The 17,633-nt window shown below is 68.6% G+C and carries 18 protein-coding genes; 4 read left to right on the forward strand and 14 right to left on the reverse strand.

The features are described 5' to 3' along the window. Positions 1–35: 35 nt before the first annotated feature. From AAF430_04345 to AAF430_04375, 7 genes are all read right to left on the reverse strand, one after another. Complete coding sequence (locus tag AAF430_04345) at positions 36–1,193, reverse strand: thiolase domain-containing protein (GenBank protein ID MEM7409450.1); 1,158 nt, start codon at positions 1,191–1,193, stop codon at positions 36–38. Positions 1,194–1,195: 2 nt separating this feature from the next. Next, positions 1,196–2,245 carry a thiolase domain-containing protein gene (locus tag AAF430_04350; GenBank protein ID MEM7409451.1) on the reverse strand — a complete coding sequence of 350 codons (1,050 nt, stop codon included), beginning with the start codon at positions 2,243–2,245 and terminating at the stop codon, positions 1,196–1,198. Then, positions 2,245–2,742 (reverse strand): Zn-ribbon domain-containing OB-fold protein, encoded by a 498-nt coding sequence (locus tag AAF430_04355; GenBank protein MEM7409452.1) that lies wholly within the window; start codon positions 2,740–2,742, stop codon positions 2,245–2,247. Before AAF430_04355 ends, AAF430_04350 begins: the two co-directional genes overlap by 1 nt. Then, positions 2,739–3,191, reverse strand: coding sequence for an OB-fold domain-containing protein (locus AAF430_04360; protein MEM7409453.1), 453 nt, complete (start codon positions 3,189–3,191; stop codon positions 2,739–2,741). The genes AAF430_04355 and AAF430_04360 overlap by 4 nt, the downstream gene beginning before the upstream one ends. A 170-nt stretch (positions 3,192–3,361) precedes the next feature. Continuing rightward, positions 3,362–4,183: a universal stress protein gene (locus AAF430_04365; protein MEM7409454.1), complete on the reverse strand. Its 822-nt coding sequence runs from the start codon at positions 4,181–4,183 to the stop codon at positions 3,362–3,364. Positions 4,184–4,266: 83 nt separating this feature from the next. Next, positions 4,267–4,989, reverse strand: coding sequence for an ion channel (locus AAF430_04370; GenBank protein MEM7409455.1), 723 nt, complete (start codon positions 4,987–4,989; stop codon positions 4,267–4,269). A 101-nt stretch (positions 4,990–5,090) separates the two neighbouring features. Beyond that, on the reverse strand, positions 5,091–6,281 hold the full coding sequence (locus AAF430_04375) for an amidohydrolase family protein (GenBank protein MEM7409456.1): 1,191 nt from the start codon (positions 6,279–6,281) through the stop codon (positions 5,091–5,093). Positions 6,282–6,461: 180 nt separating this feature from the next. Here AAF430_04375 and AAF430_04380 point away from each other — a divergent pair, with 180 nt between their 5' ends. After that, a complete protein-coding gene (locus AAF430_04380; GenBank protein ID MEM7409457.1) occupies positions 6,462–7,070 on the forward strand; it encodes a helix-turn-helix domain-containing protein in 609 nt (202 codons plus the stop codon). Here AAF430_04380 and AAF430_04385 read toward each other — a convergent pair. The 5 genes from AAF430_04385 to AAF430_04405 form a co-directional block, all read right to left on the reverse strand. Then, on the reverse strand, positions 7,067–8,527 hold the full coding sequence (locus tag AAF430_04385; protein MEM7409458.1) for an ATP-binding protein: 1,461 nt from the start codon (positions 8,525–8,527) through the stop codon (positions 7,067–7,069). The genes AAF430_04380 and AAF430_04385 overlap by 4 nt on opposite strands. A 2-nt stretch (positions 8,528–8,529) precedes the next feature. After that, positions 8,530–9,237: a response regulator transcription factor gene (locus AAF430_04390; protein MEM7409459.1), complete on the reverse strand. Its 708-nt coding sequence runs from the start codon at positions 9,235–9,237 to the stop codon at positions 8,530–8,532. A gap of 74 nt (positions 9,238–9,311) precedes the next feature. Beyond that, positions 9,312–9,905 (reverse strand): RNA polymerase sigma factor, encoded by a 594-nt coding sequence (locus AAF430_04395; protein ID MEM7409460.1) that lies wholly within the window; start codon positions 9,903–9,905, stop codon positions 9,312–9,314. 117 nt (positions 9,906–10,022) lie between these two features. Further along, positions 10,023–11,234, reverse strand: coding sequence for an acyl-CoA dehydrogenase family protein (locus tag AAF430_04400; protein MEM7409461.1), 1,212 nt, complete (start codon positions 11,232–11,234; stop codon positions 10,023–10,025). Beyond that, complete coding sequence (locus tag AAF430_04405) at positions 11,235–12,314, reverse strand: acyl-CoA dehydrogenase family protein (protein MEM7409462.1); 1,080 nt, start codon at positions 12,312–12,314, stop codon at positions 11,235–11,237. It abuts the gene before it with no gap. Between the two features lie 72 nt (positions 12,315–12,386). On the opposite strand from AAF430_04405, the gene AAF430_04410 reads away from it, so the two are divergent. Together AAF430_04410 and AAF430_04415 are read left to right on the forward strand one after the other, a co-directional pair. Further along, positions 12,387–12,875, forward strand: a complete 489-nt coding sequence (locus AAF430_04410; GenBank protein ID MEM7409463.1) for a MarR family winged helix-turn-helix transcriptional regulator — start codon at positions 12,387–12,389, stop codon at positions 12,873–12,875. Further along, positions 12,872–13,474: a glutathione S-transferase family protein gene (locus AAF430_04415; protein ID MEM7409464.1), complete on the forward strand. Its 603-nt coding sequence runs from the start codon at positions 12,872–12,874 to the stop codon at positions 13,472–13,474. The genes AAF430_04410 and AAF430_04415 overlap by 4 nt, the downstream gene beginning before the upstream one ends. A gap of 39 nt (positions 13,475–13,513) precedes the next feature. On the opposite strand, the gene metG is transcribed toward AAF430_04415, so the two are convergent. Further along, the gene (gene metG / locus AAF430_04420) at positions 13,514–15,553 is read right to left on the reverse strand and encodes a methionine--tRNA ligase (protein MEM7409465.1); all 2,040 of its coding nucleotides are present in this window, start codon (positions 15,551–15,553) and stop codon (positions 13,514–13,516) included. Between the two features lie 10 nt (positions 15,554–15,563). After that, a complete protein-coding gene (locus AAF430_04425) occupies positions 15,564–16,346 on the reverse strand; it encodes an enoyl-CoA hydratase-related protein (GenBank protein ID MEM7409466.1) in 783 nt (260 codons plus the stop codon). 96 nt (positions 16,347–16,442) lie between these two features. Between AAF430_04425 and AAF430_04430 the strand changes: the two genes are divergently transcribed. After that, positions 16,443–17,624 carry a cytochrome P450 gene (locus AAF430_04430; GenBank protein MEM7409467.1) on the forward strand — a complete coding sequence of 394 codons (1,182 nt, stop codon included), beginning with the start codon at positions 16,443–16,445 and terminating at the stop codon, positions 17,622–17,624. Positions 17,625–17,633 lie beyond the last annotated feature (9 nt).

Here is a 17,633-nt window from a genome sequence, read left to right on the forward strand (position 1 = left end):
TGGAGCGGTCGGAAAGTCCCGTTCCCCGTCGGCTTTCAGGGTTTGTCGGCCCCGAAGATGCACATCGAGAAGTACTGCGAGCCCCCACCATAGGCGTGGCCCAGCGTCTTGCGAGCGCCGTCCACCTGGTGCTCGCCGGCCTGTCCCCGGACCTGCATCGCGGCTTCCGCGTACCGGATCATGCCCGAGGCACCGATCGCGTTCGACGACAACACGCCGCCGGACATGTTGACCGGTAGGTCGCCATCGAGCGCCGTCGCTCCCTCGTAGACCATCTTCCAGCCCTGACTCTCTTCTGCAAAGCCGAGGTTCTCCATCCACATGGCTTCGAACCAGCTGAAGGGGACGTAGATCTCGGCGCAGTCGATCTCCTGACGCGGGTTCTGGATCCCGGCCTGCTTGTAGAGATCACGTGCGGCGTCGCGGCCCGCCTGAGGGTTCACTGCGTCGCGCCCGGGGAACTGGTTGGGTTCGCTGCGCATGGCGGTGGCGTGCACCCAGGCCGGTGCGTGCGGCGCCTGCTCGGCCAGGTCCTCCTTGGCGAGCACCATCGCGCACGCCCCGTCCGAAGACGGGCAGCTCTCGAGGTAGCGGATCGGATCCCAGAGCATCGGCGAGTTCGCGATCTGCTCGAAGTCGATGTCCGGGATCTTGAGGTGCGCGTAGGGGTTCAAGAGCGCGTTCTTGCGATCCTTCAGCGCCGTGCGGATGCCCGTGTCTTCCGGCGCGCCGGAGCGCTCGATGTAGGCGTGGATCAGCGGCGCGAAGTAGCCACCGGCGCCCGCCACCACCGCCACCGAGAAGGGCGGCGAGAGCGTGAGCCCCCACATCGCGTTGCTCTCGGACTGTTTCTCCCACGAGATCGTGAGGACGCGGTCGTGGATGCCCGCGTGGATCAGGCTCATCGCGACGTTCGCCGTCGAACCGCCCACGCTGCCGGCGGTGTGCACGCGGAGCAGCGGCTTCCCCGTCGCACCGATCGCATCGGCGAGGTAGTTCTCGGGCAGCATCACCCCCTCGAACATGTCGGGGGCCTTGCCGATCACCACCGCGTCGACGTCGGCAAAGGTGAGCTGGGCGTCCTCGAGGGCGCGCAGCGCCGCCTCCCGGAGCAGACCGGGCATCGAGACGTCGATGCGCTTGGCGTCGTACTTGGTTTGGCCGATGCCGACCACGCCGCACAGGTTCGCCATGACTACTCGCCCTCCAACACGCAGACCAGGTTCTGCTGGAGGCAGTGCCCCTGGGTCGCATGAGCCACGGCGCGGTCGCCGTCGCCTGCGGCGATGCGCTCGAAGGCGTCGCCGATCCGGTTCAGTCCGCACGAGAAGAGCGTGCGGCTACAAAGCGATCCGCCCGACGGGTTCACCCGCAGGTCATCGGCAAGCCCGAGGGCTTCGCGCAGGATCAGCTCCTGGTGGGTGTAGGGCGCATCGAGCTCGGCGAAGTCGACCTTGTCGCTGCCGACCCCCGCCTTCGACGCCGCCAGCTCGGCCGACGGTGCGCTCGTCAGGTCGCGCACCCCGAGTGCCGGCGGATCGATGCGGTGGTCGATGCCGCGGATCCAGACCGGGCGCTTCGAGAGCTCCCTCGCCTTCTCCTCGGCCGCGATCACCATCACCGTCGCTCCGTCCGTGTTCGTCGGACAATCGTGGTCGCGCAGAGGCGAGGTGCGGTACGGCTCGGCGAGCAGCTTCTCGACATCGAAATCGCCCTTCGTCACCGCGTGGGGGTTGTCCTGGGCGTCGCGGCGGCTGCGCGCCGCGATCTCGGCGAGGTCCCGCTCGCTCTTCCCCGAACGTTCGAGGAAGAGGCGGGCCTGGATTCCCGCGACACTATCCGCATCGGGCCAGAGTTGAGTCACGCAGTAGGGGTCGAGCTGCAGCGCGACGACCTCGGCGAGGTCACCCGGTGAGGTCTTGCCGAACGAGTAGATGATCGCCGAGTCGACTTCGCCGGTCTGGATCTTCACCCACGCTTCGTAGAGCGCGAAGGCGCCGTCCATCTCGACGTGGGACTCCTTGATCGGCGGCCACGCGCCGACGCCATCGAGCGCCAACACGAACGCGAAGGGCTGACCCTGCAGGAAGTCGCTGCTTCCCGAGCAGGTGAACTCGATGTCCGTGCGCTCCATGCCGCTGCGCGCCACGGCTTCCTTCACCACGGGCAGCAGGAACTCGACCTCGTTGCGCACCTCGGCGCGCGCGTTGGACTGGGCGAACGAAACGATTCCGACGTTGCGCATCAGGTGTTCTCCCGAATCTGCTCGTAGGTCACGTCGGGCTCGTCGATCGGCTCGAAGTAGTCGATGCTCGCGACGTTCGGCGAGAGCTGATCGTCGCTGACCCACTTCGCCTGCACGCGCATGCCGATGCGCACCTCGTCGAGGGGGCACTTCTGCAGCACGTGGAACATGCCGACCCCCGCACCGTCGAGCAGGACGTTGATGCACACGTAGGGCAGCTCGAACTTGATGTTGTCCGACGGCACGCGAATCACCGAGTAGGTGACGACGGTGCCTTTGTCGGAAACTTCGACCGATTCGGTGACGAGCTCCGAGGTTCGCGGGTCGGCGCCACGGGGCGGCACCATGACCGGAGCGCCCGGCCCGGACCGCGCGCCGATGATCTTCTTCTGCTCGAGGCCGCGCAGGAACTGGGTCGCGGCGAGCCCAGCCGTGAAGTCGTAGTCGAGGCGTACCGGCGTGACGATCGCCTTGATCTCGTTCGCTTCGTCGCTCATGCGCCCTCCTCCAACGTGAAGCACACCACGTCGTTGATCCCGCCCTTCGGCTCGTCGGCCCAGCGAGGTTGCACGCGCGCGCCGATCGAGAGCCTGGACTCTTCGCCCGCGTCGACGGCGTGCAGGAGCGGGACGTCGGCCCCGTCCAGCTGAATCAGCGCATAGGCAAAGGGATGATTCAGCGGCTGCTTCGTGCGGGGCTTCGACACCCACGACCACGACACCACCTTGCCGCCCGGTCCGACGGACACCCACTCCGAGAGCGCTTCGCCCGTATACGGGTCGTACTCCTGGGGCGGGACGAGCACTTTGCCGTCCTGGGACTTGATGCCTTCGAACTTTCGGTCGCGAAGACTCGTGAAGAAACGCGAGAGCACCGGCCCGAGCGACCGCTTGTACGGATACTCGAGGACGTGGGGCCCGCGCAGAACGTCGGGGCTATCGGCCATGAAGGGCTCCGTCGAGACTGGGGGAACGAACAGGGCGCGACGGACGGCCAGTTTGCCGAGGGCGGGGGGCCAGGCCCGTCGGGCTGGCCACGCTAGCACGGATACCGACGGCGGTGAGCGCGCAAGACCGCTGTCAACGCGGCCTTACGAAACACGAGGCGCGCGGTGCGTCAGTCGGTCGAAACCGTCGGTGCAGGAATCACCAGCGTCGGACATGCCAACTTGGGCAGCGCCCGTTCGAGGCGTTTGCGCGCCGGGCGAGACATCACGAGGAGATCGGCTTCTTCCGAGGCGGCGATCCACGCGTCTTCGGCCGACCCCTCGTGGTGGCGATCCTCCCAGACCCCATCGGGTTCCGCGCCGAGGTCGGGCGGCGGAGCGCTCGGTTCGCCGACGTGCAGGCGCGTGATGCGAACCTCCGCGTCGCCGTAGGCCTTCGCGGCATCCAACGCGCGCAGCAGCGGGACCTCGGGCTCGGGGACCTCGTCGAGCACGACCACGATGTGCTGAAGGGAGAGAGTGCCGTCCTCGGCCGATACGAGTCCCTGACCGTCGCGCGGTACGAACAGCGTCATGCCGGGCGTCGCTTCACAGATGCGCGCGACCCGCCCCGGCCGCAGGACGCGACGCCAACCCGGCAGCGGCTCGCTCGACACGACCACGAGGTCCGTGGGTTCTTCGTAGGCGTAGCGCGTCACCGCCTTCAAGCGATGCCCGCGACCGGGCTGCTTGACGACGCGCAACCCGAGCTTCTCGGCCACCTCGCGGCGCGCGGCCCGCGGAGAGAGCAACCCCCAGCCGGCCAGTGTGCGGCGTACGGCCGGGCTGATGGCGGGACCGCGCACGCGTTCCTTGCACTCGAGGATCGTCAGCGACGCACGGCGCACGAGCGCGACGGCCAGCGCGTGGGCAAAGGCCTCATGGCTCGCACTCGACTTGTTCGTGGCGAACAGAATCGAGCTGATGTCGGGAAGATTCGCGCCTGCGTCCAACGTGGCCTCCGCGCCGGCAGCATACTGCGAATCCTCGGGCGCCGGTCGCGAATTCCCGGTGAGGCGCGCGAGCAGAGCCCGGTTCAATCCACGGGCGGCCTTGGCACGGGGCGTCCGTGGGCCAGATGCAGGCCGACCAGGCGCGCGATGAAGATGGTGATGTACAGCTGGCCCACGATCGCCTCGCCGGCGGCCAGCGCGCGCATCGCATCCGAGCGCGGAACGATATCGCCGTAGCCCAGCGTCGTGAGCGTCACGAAGCTGAAGTAGAGGATCTCGGGATGCCGGAACGTCTCCCCGGGCACGCTCCCATCGGTGAGCGGCGCCCCTTCGATCCAGAGCGAACCGGGCTGCGCGATCTCGGCGAAGCTATAGAGGGTGACCCACAGGATCCCGAGCAGCAGATAGAGGCAGGCGCCGCCGAGGATCGTGTCGCTGGTCACGCGATCGGTCGCGAGCAGCCGCGCGCCGAGCGTCGCCGTCACCAGCGCCAGGAAACCGCTCGCTGCGAGCGAACTCAGCATCGCGAAGCCGCGCGAGGCGGTGATCCAACTGGCCCAATCGAACACGAGCGCCGGCACCCCGAGCAGCAGGCCCGCGACGAGCACCGCTCGCCGGCGACTGATGGTGAACAGCGCGGCGACGAGCACCACCGAGAGGCCGATCCGCAACGTCGGAACGTGCAGCTCGGTCGCGCGCAAGAGCGGCGGCAGGAACAGCGCGAGCAACACCGCGACCAGGAGCCAGCTGTAGCGGGCGGTGTCCCGCCCTCCCGACCCGAGTGTCAGCGCCTCGCGTTCTTCCACGACCGCATGCTACAGCGATCTCGGGTGCGCGGTCCTGCTTCGACCCCGTTGGCACGGAGAGCGGGTCGGGGCTCCGGGCCCCGACCCTCGGTCCGCGCGCCCTAGAGCGGTCGCGTCAGTCCGAGCCCGTTGTCGCGCATCACGAGACGCGTGTCCTCGGCATTGAAGCCCGCGAGGTCGTTCACGAACTCGGTGGGATCCGCCAGACCTTCGCCGTGGGGGAAGTCGGAACCAAAGAGCATGTGATCCGCGCCGATCGAGTCGCGCAGCGCCGGCAGATCGTCCTCGTAGTAGGGCGACACCCAGACGTGCTTGCGGAAGGCCTCGACCGGGTCCTGCTTGAAGGCAAAGGGCATCTGTCCGTAGGCCTTCTTCAGCTTCGAGAGCAGCGGGGGAACCCAGGAGCTGCCGGTCTCGATCGTCGCCAGGCGCAGGCGCGTGTGACGATCGAAGAGGCCTCCGCAGACGAGCGCCGCCATCGTGTCCAGGATCGGCGACGGCGACATGCACAGCCGCAGCGGGTTGAAGTCGAAGGACTGGAACTCGGTGCCGAGCCCCCACGAGTCGTAGAACTCGTAGTAGCCCGAGTCGCCCGAGTGGTACGCCACGGTGATGCCCGCCTCGTTCACGCGAGACCAGAACGGGTCGAAGCGCTCGTCCGCAGGGCTGACGCCACCGGCCGGCGTGTGGATCGGACCGGCCCGCATCACGACGACCCGCGCGTCCCGCGCGAGCGACCACTCGAGTTCGGCGACGGCGTGGTCGACGTCGACGAGCGTGATGTAGGGCGCCGCGAAGATGCGGTCCTTGTAGGAGAAGCCCCAGTCCTCGTCCATCCAACGGTTGAACGCACCAAAGGCGGCGCACAGCGCCTCGGGGTCTCCCTTCAGCGACTCTTCCATACCGACGCCCAGCGTCGGGAACATGAACATGCCCTCGAGCCCCTGGGTATCCATCAGCGCGAGGCGCGCATCGCGATCGCGGTAGGCGGGGTTGATCGGCTCGAGGTCACCGAAGACCTCGCGGATGCTCTTCCCTTCCGGGTTGCGACCGCGGAAGTACTCGTCGAGGCAGCCGGGCTTCGCCACCGGGTCGAAGGTGGGGTTCGGGATGAAGCGGTTCACCTTGCCGCCGACCAGCAGGCACTTGCGGCCGTTCAGCGTGCCCCACTGCATGGCGCGTCGGGCCATCTTCGGATCGATGTGGCGGGTGAAGGCGTCCTCGGCCTCGTAGTAGTGGTTGTCGGCGTCGAAGGCCGCGAAGTCGATGTGAGAGGAAGCGATCTGGGACACGGGAGCTCCTTGGCGGTGCGGGCCGCTGGGGTCCCGCTCGCGGAATGACTCGTGGTTCGTTGCCGAAATATTAGCGTTCGTTTCGATGAACCGCTATTCATACAATCGTGAGCGGGGCCGAGCCCGGCGCTTCCGGAGGTCGGGGGCGGCGAGGCGCCCGCCGAAGCGCGAGGAGCCGGGGTGCCCAGCCAAGCCCACGCCAAGGACACCCTGCGCCGCGCCCGACAGGAGGCCTACCGGGGCCTGATCCTGGAGGCCGCCGTGCGGGTCTTCGGCGCCAAGCCCTACGGCGAGGCGAAGGTCGCCGAGATCGCCCTGGGCGCGGGCATCGCGACGGGCACGGTCTACGCGTGCTTCCCCAGCAAGCGCGATCTCTACCGCGCGGTCCACCGGGAGAACCTCGATGCCCTGGCCGCCGCCTATGCGGAGATCCCGCCCGGCGGATCGGTGCAGGAGACGATCCTCGCCCGCTCCGGCGTCTCGACGCGCTTCCTCACGTCCCGCCCGGACTACCTCCGCATGTACCTGCGCGAAGCCGGGGGCTGGGGCTTCGACGCCGAAGGAATCCCGGAAGCGGCGGCGGCGTTCATGGAAGACGCGCTCTACGAGCGCGGCGTCGCCGAAGGTGAGCTCATCGAAGAGGATCCGGGCGTCCTGCAGAGCCTGATGCGGGCCAGCCACCAGGTGCACCTGAGCCACTGGCTGCAGAGCGGCATGCGGGAAGCGCCCGCGGATCTCGCGGGGCGCATCCAGGCCTACGCGAAGCGGGCGTTCTTCCGGGCGTCCTAGGCTTCCGCGGCGGCGCCCGCACAGGGCAGGTGGAAGCGGAAGCACGTGCCGCGTCCCGGCTCACTCTCGACCTCGATCGCCTCGCCGTGCAGGTCGAGGATCCGGTGCACCACCGCGAGGCCGAGGCCCATTCCCTCGCCCGGGACATCCGTGACCCGATAGAAGCGATCGAAGATGTGGGGCAGAGCCTCTGACGGAATCCCGCGGCCGGTGTCCGTGACCTCGACCCGGATGCCCGCCCCGGCCCGCTCGGCGCGCACGCTAACATCGCCCCCGTCGGGGGTGTGGCGCAGCGCGTTCTCGACGAGGTTCTCGAGCACCCGCTCGACCAGGCCGATGTCAGCGTGCACGGGCGCCAACCCGGGTGCCACGCTCGCCTCGAGTCGCACCCCTGCTTCCTCGGCGCGGAGTACGTGGGGTTGCAGGACGTCCTGCACGAGTTCTCCCAGCGCGAAGCGTTCGCGGCGCAGCTCGACCCCCCCCGACTCGAGACGCGCCAGCTCGAGCAGACTGTCGACGAGCGCCGAGAGGCGATCCGTGTGGCGCGCCGCCGCTTCGAGGTAGCGGAGCTGCTCCTCGCGGGAGAGTTGATCGCCCATCAGCTGGAGGGTCTCGAGATAGCCGCGCAGGGACGCCAACGGTGTGCGCAGGTCGTGGGAGACGCTCGCGACCAGTTCACGACGCAATCGGTCGACCTCCTCGAGCGCGTTCACCTGCTGGGAAACCCGATCGGCGAGGTGGTCGAAGGTGGCGCGCAGGCGATCGAGCTCGTCGGCGCCCAGCGGCGCGATCGGTTCGTCCGGGTCGGCGTCGGCCAGGAACGTCGCCATGCGCTGGTCGAGGTCGGTGACGCGGCGGGTGATCGAGCGGAACAGCACCAGCCCGACGACCAGGCCGAAGACGCTGACCAACGCGACGCTGCCGACGGCGAGCTGGGCGATCCGGCTGCGACTCATCAAGCCGCCGAGACTCTGATAGCGCTGGCCTTCGAGCACGACGTACAGGAAGCCCGTGGGTCCGCCGTCGTCGCCCAACACCGGTGCCGCCGAGAAGATCACTTCGCGACCCGCGTCGCGCGGATCGTCACCGTAGATCGGCAGCATCTCGCCGCGCTCGATGAAGGCGCGAATCGGTTCGACGTCGACGCGCTGACGCACCACGCTGCCTTCGGGTGCCGAGTAGGCGAGCAGGCCGCCCGCCGGATCGAGCCAGTAGAGCTCGACGCTCGGGTTCAGATGCATGAGCGTCTCGAACTCGCTCTCGAGCACCGGAAGGCCCCACTTTGGATCGACCTCGTCGGTCAGCAGGGTCCCGGCGAGTTCTCGGTGCAGTGCCTGGATGGCCTCGTCTTCGTAGACCTGGCTGACGCGCATCCAGACCACGAGCTGGGCCACGAGCAGGGCAGCGACCAACGCGGTGAGCGCCAGCGCCAGCTTGCGATACAGGGTGCGGCGCACGCTCAGCGGGCCGGATGCTCGGCGAACTTGTATCCGACCCCCCAGACCGTGAGCACGAACTCCGGCGCGGCGGGATCGCGTTCGAGCTTCGAGCGCAGACGGTTGATGTGGGAGTTCACGGTGTGAGCGTAGCCCTCGTGGCCATAGCCCCAGACATGTTCGAGCAGCTCGCCGCGCGTGAACACCCGCCCAGGGTGCCTGGCGAACCACACCAGGAGATCGAACTCGCGCGGCGTCAGGTCGATCGCGGCTCCCTCGCGCTCCGCCCGGTGCCGCACGGTGTCGATGCGCAGCGCGCCGAACTCGAGTACGGGGGGCAGCCCCTCCTGGCGCTCGTCGATCGCTTCCAGGCGCCGCAGCAGGGCATTCACCCGCGCCAGGAGCTCGCGAACGCTGAAGGGCTTGGTGACGTAGTCGTCGGCGCCGAGTTCGAGACCCACGACGCGATCGATCTCTTCTCCCCGGGCGGTCAGCATCACGACCGGGGTCAGGTCGCCACGCGCCCGCAGACGACGACACACTTCGAGGCCGTCGACGCCCCCGGGCAGCCCGAGATCCAGGATCAGCAGGTCGAAGCGATCGGCGTCCAGGCGGTCGAGGGCATCGCGCCCCTTCCGCACGTGCTCCGCCTCGTAGCCCGTGTTGCGCAGGTGGAGCAGCACGAGGTCGGCGATCTCGGGATCGTCCTCCACCACCAGCAAGCGCCGCATGGGGCCTTCGATGCCGGGGGACGCCCCCGGGTTCCGAGGCTCCGGGTCGGGGGGAGGCAGGGAGAGAGCCACGCTTAGGCCGCCGAATCGAGCAGTTCGAGGTCGCCCCGCACGCGCTCGCGCGCCCGGTGAACGAGCATCTTCGCCGCGTTCGGCGTCCGGCCGAGGCGCTTCGCCACCTCGCCCACCGGCAGCTCCTGGACCCCGCGGAGCAGCAGCGCCTCGCGCTGGACGTCCGAGAGCGACTCCATCGAATCGCGGACCGCGTGCAGCCGCTCGCGCTGCCAGAGCCGCTCGTCGGCCGCGGGCAGGTTCGCATCGGGCCACTCGGCCTCGCCGTTGGAGACCTCGTCCAGGGCCACGGTCGGGCGGCGTCGGCGCGACCGCAGGCGCATCAGCGCGCAGTTCACGGTGATCCGGTAGAGCCACGAGGAGAGCTGGGAGTCGCCGCGGAAGCGGTGGAGCGAGCGGAGTGCCGCCAGCACCGCCTCCTGGACGACGTCCTCGGCCTCGTCCGGATCGCGCACCAGGCGATCTGCGGCGGCCAGGAGGCGCGACCGGTAGGCGGTCGCGGCTTCGGCCAGGGCCTCGGGGGTTGCCAGCGCTGCCGCGGCCGGAGCCGCGGAAGCCTTCGCGTCGATCGAGTCGGGTCGTCGTGTCGTGTCCATGCCCCCAGAGTGGCGGGCAAAGATCACGCAAATCTCACGACGACCTCATCGTTCGCTCGCGAGGGGAGATCCGGGTTCGAGACGTGCCGCGACCGACACAGCGGCGCGGCAGTCGGATCAGCCTCCGCTGGGGCGCAGGTCTCGGGGGAGCCCCAGCCCGCGCTCGCCGATGATGTTGCGCTGGATGTTCGAGGCACCGCCCGCGATGGACGGGCCCATAGAGTACAGGAAGTTGTGCACGCCGCCGCGGAGCGTCCCCGAGCCGTCGTAGATGCTGTCGTTTTCGACAATCGGCGCGAGCAGCCCGTCACCACCGAGCAGGTCGTAGGCCAGGCTCGCGACCCGCTCCATCACCTGGGTGGAGTAGAGCTTGATCATCATCATCGGCAGCATCACCTGCATCGCTTCGCCGCGGGACTCGGCCGAGAGCATGCGCAGGTTGGTGGTTTCGACGCAGCGCACGAACCCCTCGACTTCCGCGATGCGATCGCGAATACCGGGCTCTTCGATGGCCGGTCGCCCCCCGCGCTCGGTCCGACGTGCGATCGCCAGCATCATCTCGAACTGCTGGCGCATCAGCGCCGGGTTGCCGATCAGGTTGCGTTCGTGGCGCAGGGTGGCCCGCGAGATCGTCCAGCCTTCGCCGCGCTTGCCGAGGATGTGGTCCGCGGGCGTGTGCACGTCGTTGAAGAAGACCTCGTTGAACTCCTCGCTCCCGGTCATCTGCTTCAGCGGGCGCACGTCGATGCCTTCGGCGTCCATGGGCACGAGCAGGTACGAGATGCCCGCGTGCTTGCCGGCGTCGGGCTCCGTGCGGAAGAGACCGAACATGTAGTGGGCTTCGCGCGCGTTGCTCGTCCAGATCTTCTGACCGTTGATCACCCAGTGATCCCCATCGAGACGCGCGCTGGTCTGCAGCGAGGCGAGATCGCTCCCGGAGCCCGGTTCGCTGTAGCCCTGGCACCACTGCATCTCTCCCGCCAGCGTCGGCGGAATGAAGCGGCGCTTCTGCTCCTCGGTGCCGAAGTCGAGCAGGGTCGGCACGAGCAGGCCCGGACCCTGGTTCAGGCGGTTGCCGGGCGCGCCGGTGCGCGCGTACTCCTCTTGGATGATGCGGTCGTAGAGCGGGTCGCTCTGGCGTCCGGCGCCGCCGTACTCGGCGGGAATGCTGCGGTAGACGTAGCCCGCCTCGATGCCGCGCTTGCGGAACAGACGCTCCTGTTCGTTGCGGGGCAGCTTCGCTTCGTCGCCTTGGAGCGGCCAGCCACGCAGGAACTCCTGCAGCTCGGCACGGAACGCTTCGTACTCGGGTCCGTAGGTGAGGTTCATCTACCAGGCTCCCAGCTCGGCGATCCGCCGACGGTGTTGTTCGGGCGTCCCCCCCCAGGCCCGATCGAAGAGAACGCGCTTGAACCAGAGCTGGACGTCGCACTCCCAGGTGAAGCCCAGGCCGCCGTGCAGCTCGACCGACGCGCGCGCGACTTCGATGGCGCGGTCGGTGATGTGGCTCTTCGCGAGCGCCGCCGCATGGGCGGACTCCGCGGGCAACTCGTCCCAGGCGTGGGCGGCGTACCAGTAGAGCGCGCGGGACGCCTCGACCTGGGTCGCCATGTCGGCGAGCTGGTGCTTCACCCCCTGAAACTGGGCGATCGGCGTCCCGAACTGTTCGCGGGTCTTCGCGTACTCGGTGGTCATCGTGACCAGGCGCCAGGCCGCGCCGAAGGCCTCGGCGGCCAACAGCACCGCGGCTGCATCACGCACGCGTGCGGCCGCTCCCGCATCGCCCTCGAGAATTTCGGCGGCCGCGCCGTCGAAGTGGAGCGTGGCGAGGGGGCGTCCTCGATCGATGCCGTTCTCGTCCTCGCAGCGCACGCCGTCGGCCTGGGTCTCGACGACCGCGAAGCCACCGCCCGCCACGCCGACCACGCAGAACTCGGCGTGCCCACCGTGGGGGACGTGTTGCTTCTGGCCGCGCAGAGACCCGCCGTCGAGCCCAAGGCTCCACTGCTCCGGGTCCCAGCCATCCGCCCCGTCGGCGAAGGCCACGGTCGCAAGGGTCTCGCCCGACGCGATGCCTGGAAGCCAGCGCTCGCGCTGGGCGTCGCTGCCCGCGAGCTGGATCGCCAGGCCAGCGAGGGCGTGGCCGAAGAGCGGCCCCGGCAGACAGCCCGCGCCCAGCTCCTCGAAGACGATCGCCAGCTCGAGCAGCTGCATGCCGGCGCCGCCGTGGGCCTCGTCGATCGCCAGGCCGGGAATGCCCATCTCGGCCAGGCCCTTCCAGAGGCCCGGGTCGTGGCCGGTGCCCGCGTCGAAGAGCTCCCGGAGCCGGGGCGGGGGACACTCGCCAGCGACGAAGCCCTGGACCGTTTCCTGGAGGAGCTGTTGCTCCTCGTTCAATCCAAAATGCATGGGGGTTCTCCTGCGCCCCATTTGGTAAACTATCTTGACTAAGCGGTCAACCCACCATAGACTGGAAGCCTCATGAGTGAAGCCACGATCCAAGACGCGGCGCAGTCGATCGCCGACATGAAGGAACGCAACTTCCCGCTGCTGGTTCAGTTGCTCACGCGGGACTTCACGCGCCGCTGCACGGCGAAGCTCGAGGAGCGGGGCCACCCCCAGCTCCAGGCCTCGCACAACGCGGTGTTCCAGGGGCTCGGCGCCCAGGGCACGCGCCTCACCGACCTCGCACGTCGCGCCGCGATGACGAAGCAGGCGATGGGTCAGATCGTCGACGACCTCGAACGACTCGGCTACGTCGAACGTGTGCCGGATCCGGCCGATGGGCGCGCGAAGATCGTCCGCTTCACCGTCAAGGGTCGCGCCTTCATGGCCGACGCCGCGGCCGTGATCCACGAGATCTGGGACGACTACGCGAACCTGGTCGGCCAGAAGGAACTCGCGCAGGCCCAGCAGGCCCTGCGTTCGCTTTGGCAGGGCATTCTGAAGACAGCTAAAGCCGAGGGATGAAGCTCTACTTCTTCCCGATTGCTCCCAACCCGACCAAGGTCCGCACCTACCTCGCGGAAAAGGGCATCGAGATCGAACTCGAGTTGGTGAGCTTCTTCGAGGGAGCCCAGAACACCCCCGAGTTCCGTGCGAAGAACCCGCTCGGCAAGCTCCCCGTCCTCGAGCTCGACGACGGAAGCATCCTCACCGAATCGCTCGCGATCATGCGCTACCTCGAGGAGCTCCACCCCGAGCCCAACATGGTCGGCACCACGCCCCTCGAGCGGGCGCGAATCAGCGAGCTCGAGCGCATCTGCGAGAACGGCGTGCTGTCGGCGGTGGCGCGCTACATCCACGCCACCAAATCCCCGCTCGACCTGCCGCCGAAGCCGCAGGTCGCGGAGGTCGCCTGGGAGAACCTGCAGGCCAACCTCGAGGTGCTGGACGCCCGCGTGGGCGCCGGGCCCTTCGTCGCCGGCGATCGCGTCACGATCGCCGACTGCACGCTGTGGGCCGGGTTCAACTTCGCGAAGTTCCGCGATGTCGAGATCGATGCGAAGTACGCGAACCTGCTCGCCTGGCGCGAGCGTTTCGCCGATCGCCCCAGCACCCAGATCTGAGCGCGCGAGTCGCTGCCCTTCGTCCCTGGGTGCGCAGCGCTAGCGGACGCGCTGGCCGGGCACCGCGCCACTGTCCGGTGACAGGACGAAGAGGTCCGACCCGCCCGGTCCGGCGGCCAGCACCATCGCCTCGCTGGTCCCGAACTTCATCTTGCGCGGAGCGAGGTTGGCGACGACCACGACCAGGCGGCCCACCAGCGACTCGGGCTCGTAGGCCTTCTTGATGCCGGCAAACACGGTGCGGCGTTCGTCGCCGCCCAGGCTCACCTCCAGCTCGAGGAGCTTGCTCGCCCCCTTCACCGCCTGGGCCGACTCGATGCGCGCGACGCGCAGATCGAGCTTCGCGAAGTCGTCGATGGCGATCTCGGGCTCGAGGGGCTCGCCCGCGAGGGCCTCCCCGTCGTCGACCGGCACCGTCGCTGCTTCGGCCACGGCAGCCGCCGCGGCGCCCGCCGCGATGAAGGCCTCGACCTTCTCGGCTTCGAGCCGGGCCATCAGATGCTGGAACTTGCCGACCGCGGTGCCCGTCAACGGAGTCGCCGCCTCGTCCCAGTTGGGTTCCGCCGACAGACCGAGAAGACTGCGCGCGTCGGCGGCCAGCCGCGGCTGCACCGGCGCCAGGTACACGATGATCTGGTGGAAGAGGTTGAGGGCCACGCTGCACACGTCGCGCAACTCGGCCTCGGCCCCTTCCTGCTTCTTGAGCTTCCAGGGAGCACGCGCCTCGACGAACTCGTTCGCCTGATCCGCCAGCCCCATCACGAGCCGGGTCGCGCGCGCGTGATCGCAGGCTTCGTAGGCTCCCGCGATCTCGTCGCCCTTCGCCACCGCCGCAGCGAACAGGCCGCCGTCGTCGGGATACGCGTCCGAGAGCGCCTTTCCTTGGACGAAGCGAGCCGTGCGGCTCGCGAGGTTCACGACCTTCCCCACCAGGTCTGCGTTCACCTTGGCGTGGAACTCTTCGAGGTTCAGATCCATGTCCGACGCGCCGCCGGAGATCTTCGTCGCGAAGTAGTAGCGGAGGTAGTCGGAAGGAAGATGATCGAGGTAGGTCCGTGCGAGCACGAAGGTGCCCTTGCGCTTGCTCATCTTCTCGCCATTCACGGTCAGGAAGCCGTGCACGTGCACGCGCGTGGGCAGCGGCCGCCCCCAGGCCTTCAGCATCGCCGGCCAGAAGAGCGTGTGGAAGTACGCGATGTCCTTGCCGATGAAGTGGTGGATCTCGCACTCCGGGTTCCCCCACCAGCGCTCGAAGTCGTCGCCGGTGCGCTCACACCAGTCCCAGGTGGCGCTCATGTAGCCGACGGGTGCGTCGAGCCAGACGTAGAAGAAGTGACCCGGCTCGTCGGGGATCTCGAAGCCGAAGTAGGGCGCGGGACGCGACACGTCCCAGTCGCGCAGGGGCTCGGCGAGGAAGGCTCCCTTCAGCCAGTTCGCGGTCTCGCGCGGCATCCGGCCCTCGGCCTGGGTCCACTCGGTGAGGAATTCCTGGAACGGAGCGAGGGCGACGAAATGGTGCGTCGCGCTGCGCACCTCGGGGACGGTGCCGGTGATCGTGCTCACCGGGTCCTTGAGCTCGTGCGGCTGATACACGCATCCGCACACGTCGCAGTTGTCGCCGTACTGGTCGGGTGCCCCGCAGCGCGGACACTCGCCCTTCACGAACCGATCGGCCAGGAAGATTCCCGCCTCGGCGTCGTAGAGCTGGGTGACGTCACGGCTGACGACGTGCCCGCCCGCGCGCAGAGCCGCCCAGACTTCGCCGACCAGGCGCTCGTTCGAGGGACTGTGGGTGCTGCCGTAGTGATCGAACACGACGCCGAAATCGGCGAGGTCACGCTCGTGGGCGCTGCGCACCTCTTCGAGCAGTGACTCGGGTTCGCGGTTCTCCTGCTGGGCGCGCAGCATCGTCGCGGTGCCGTGAGTGTCGTCGGCGCAGACGTAGGCCACCTCGTGGCCGCGCATCCGTTGGAAGCGCACCCAGATGTTGGTCTGGATGTGCTCGACCAGATGCCCGAGGTGAATGTCGGCATTCACGTAGGGCAGGGCGGTCGTGACGAGAATCTGTCGCCGCGTCATGGGTCGCCGCCTAGCGGAACTGTTTGAAGTCGGGCTTGCGCTTCTCGATGAAGGCCTGGACGGCCTCCAGGTTCTCGGGCGAGCCCGCCATTTCCTTCATGCCGTGGTCTTCGGCGTCCAGCGCCGCCTGGATGCCGTCGCGATGCGCGCGGAGCAGGGTGCGCTTCGTCGCCTGCAGGGACGAAACCGGGTGGGCCGCGATCTCGCGCGCCACCGCGAGGGTCGCCTCGAGCAGCTGGGCGTCGGGGAAGACGCCGGCCGCGATCCCCAGTTCGACCGCCTGGCCGGCGTCGATCCACTCGGCGGTGTAGAAGAGCTCGGCGGCCTTCTGGGAACCGATCACCTGCTGGAGCATGTAGCTGGAGGCGCCTTCGGGCACGAGCCCGAGCGATACGAAGGGCAGACGCAGGCGGACGCTCTCGCCCACGTAGACGACGTCGCAGTGGAACAGGAAGGTGGCACCGATCCCCACTCCGACGCCCTTCGCCGCCGCGAGGAGCGGCTTGTCGAAGGCCACCAGGGCCTCCATGCACGCGTGGTAGCCGCTGGGGTGGCCGTCGTCTCTTGGTTCGGCTGGCCTGCCGAACGCGGTCAGGTCCTGACCCGCCGAGAAGTCGTCGCCGGCACCCGTCACCACGACGACGGCGACCCGGGGGTCTTCGCGTGCGTCACGCAGGGCGTCGCGCAGCCCGTCCCACTGTGGATCGTGGAAGGCGTTCTTCTTCTCGGGTCGATTGAGGGTGACGAGGAGGACTCCATCCTCGTCGAGCTCGCGCAGCACCGGATCGGCCATGTCTCCTCCTCCGACGGGAGCGGATGATAGCGGGGACGTGGGCGTCGGTAGAGCTACCTTCGCCGGCGGCGTCGCGGATCGACGAGGAGGCAGCCGATGGTCGAGTACAACCCGTTTTCCGAAGAGATCATGGCGGATCCCTACCCGATCTATCGCCAGCTCCGGGCCGAGGCCCCGGTCTACCGGCTCGCCGACTACCCGTGCTGGGCGCTGTCGCGTTTCGAGGACGTCTGGAACGCGAGCATGGACGCGAAGTCCTACTCCGTGGCGCAGGGCACCACGCCGGCCCAGCAGCTCACGAAGGTCCAGCCGGTCACGCCGATGATCAACAACCTGGACCCGCCGGATCACACCCGCCTGCGCTCCCAGTTCCGGCCCTTCTTCGGGCCGGCGCGGGTACGCGCCCTCGACCCGACGATTCGCGAGCTGTTCAGCAAGGCCCTCGATGAGCTGGTCGAGCGCGGCGGCGGCGACCTGGTCGGCGAGTTCGGCACCCGGGTGGCGACGAAGGTGGCGTCGATCGTGGCTGGGATCCCGCTCGAGGACGGCGAGATGCTCTACGAGCTCGTGAAGCGCTTCTTCGGCCGGGAAGAGGGCGTCGACGGCATGACCGAGGACGGGATCGCCGCGATGATGGAGATGTTCGCGTACTTCGGCGAGCTCACCCGCAAGCGACGCGCCCAGGGCACGAACGGCGCCGACCCCCTCGACGTCCTGATCGAGTTCGAACAGGACGGCCGACCGCTCGTCGACGACGAGATCGCCTCCCATATGTCGATGCTCCTGATCGGGGGCTCGGAGACCTTCCCGAAGGTGTTCGCCAACCTGGCCCGGCGGCTCGCCGAGTTTCCGGAGCAGCGCGCGAAGGTGGCGGCCGACCCGAGCCTGGCACCCGACGCGTTCACCGAGGGGCTGCGGTACGACATGCCGACCCAGTTCCTGGGCCGCACCCTGCTGCGCGACGTCGAGATCCGCGATCAGAAGCTGCGCGAGGGCGAGTCCGTGATCTTCCTCTACGCCTCCGCGAACCGCGACGAGGCCGAGTTCGACGACCCGGACCGCTTCGACATCGAGCGGCGCCCACCGCGCATTCTCTCCTTCGGCCACGGCACCCACGCTTGCCTGGGCATCCACGTGGCAAAGGCCGAGGGGCGAATCGCCCTCGAGGAGCTGCTCGAGCGCGATCCGGAGTACGGCATCGACCTCGACGGCGCCGAGCGCCTGCGCACCGAGTTCGTGCAGGGCTTCGCCTCGCTGCCGATCCAGCTCTTGCGCTAGTCCCTGCGC

The sequence above is a fragment of the Myxococcota bacterium genome, assembly GCA_039030075.1.
In the GTDB taxonomy this organism is placed as follows: Bacteria; Myxococcota_A; UBA9160; order UBA9160; family SMWR01; genus JAHEJV01.

What these genes read in the sequence shown, in the direction of transcription:
- AAF430_04345 (MEM7409450.1), bottom strand. Translation starts at nt 1,193, where the DNA reads ATGGCGAACCTGTGCGGCGTGGTCGGCATCGGCCAAACCAAGTACGAC.
- AAF430_04350 (MEM7409451.1), bottom strand. Translation starts at nt 2,245, where the DNA reads ATGCGCAACGTCGGAATCGTTTCGTTCGCCCAGTCCAACGCGCGCGCC.
- AAF430_04355 (MEM7409452.1), bottom strand. Translation starts at nt 2,742, where the DNA reads ATGAGCGACGAAGCGAACGAGATCAAGGCGATCGTCACGCCGGTACGC.
- AAF430_04360 (MEM7409453.1), bottom strand. Translation starts at nt 3,191, where the DNA reads ATGGCCGATAGCCCCGACGTTCTGCGCGGGCCCCACGTCCTCGAGTAT.
- AAF430_04390 (MEM7409459.1), bottom strand. Translation starts at nt 9,237, where the DNA reads ATGCGGCGCTTGCTGGTGGTGGAGGACGATCCCGAGATCGCCGACCTC.
- AAF430_04395 (MEM7409460.1), bottom strand. Translation starts at nt 9,905, where the DNA reads ATGGACACGACACGACGACCCGACTCGATCGACGCGAAGGCTTCCGCG.
- AAF430_04400 (MEM7409461.1), bottom strand. Translation starts at nt 11,234, where the DNA reads ATGAACCTCACCTACGGACCCGAGTACGAAGCGTTCCGTGCCGAGCTG.
- AAF430_04405 (MEM7409462.1), bottom strand. Translation starts at nt 12,314, where the DNA reads ATGCATTTTGGATTGAACGAGGAGCAACAGCTCCTCCAGGAAACGGTC.
- AAF430_04410 (MEM7409463.1), top strand. Translation starts at nt 12,387, where the DNA reads ATGAGTGAAGCCACGATCCAAGACGCGGCGCAGTCGATCGCCGACATG.
- AAF430_04415 (MEM7409464.1), top strand. Translation starts at nt 12,872, where the DNA reads ATGAAGCTCTACTTCTTCCCGATTGCTCCCAACCCGACCAAGGTCCGC.
- metG (MEM7409465.1), bottom strand. Translation starts at nt 15,553, where the DNA reads ATGACGCGGCGACAGATTCTCGTCACGACCGCCCTGCCCTACGTGAAT.
- AAF430_04425 (MEM7409466.1), bottom strand. Translation starts at nt 16,346, where the DNA reads ATGGCCGATCCGGTGCTGCGCGAGCTCGACGAGGATGGAGTCCTCCTC.
- AAF430_04430 (MEM7409467.1), top strand. Translation starts at nt 16,443, where the DNA reads ATGGTCGAGTACAACCCGTTTTCCGAAGAGATCATGGCGGATCCCTAC.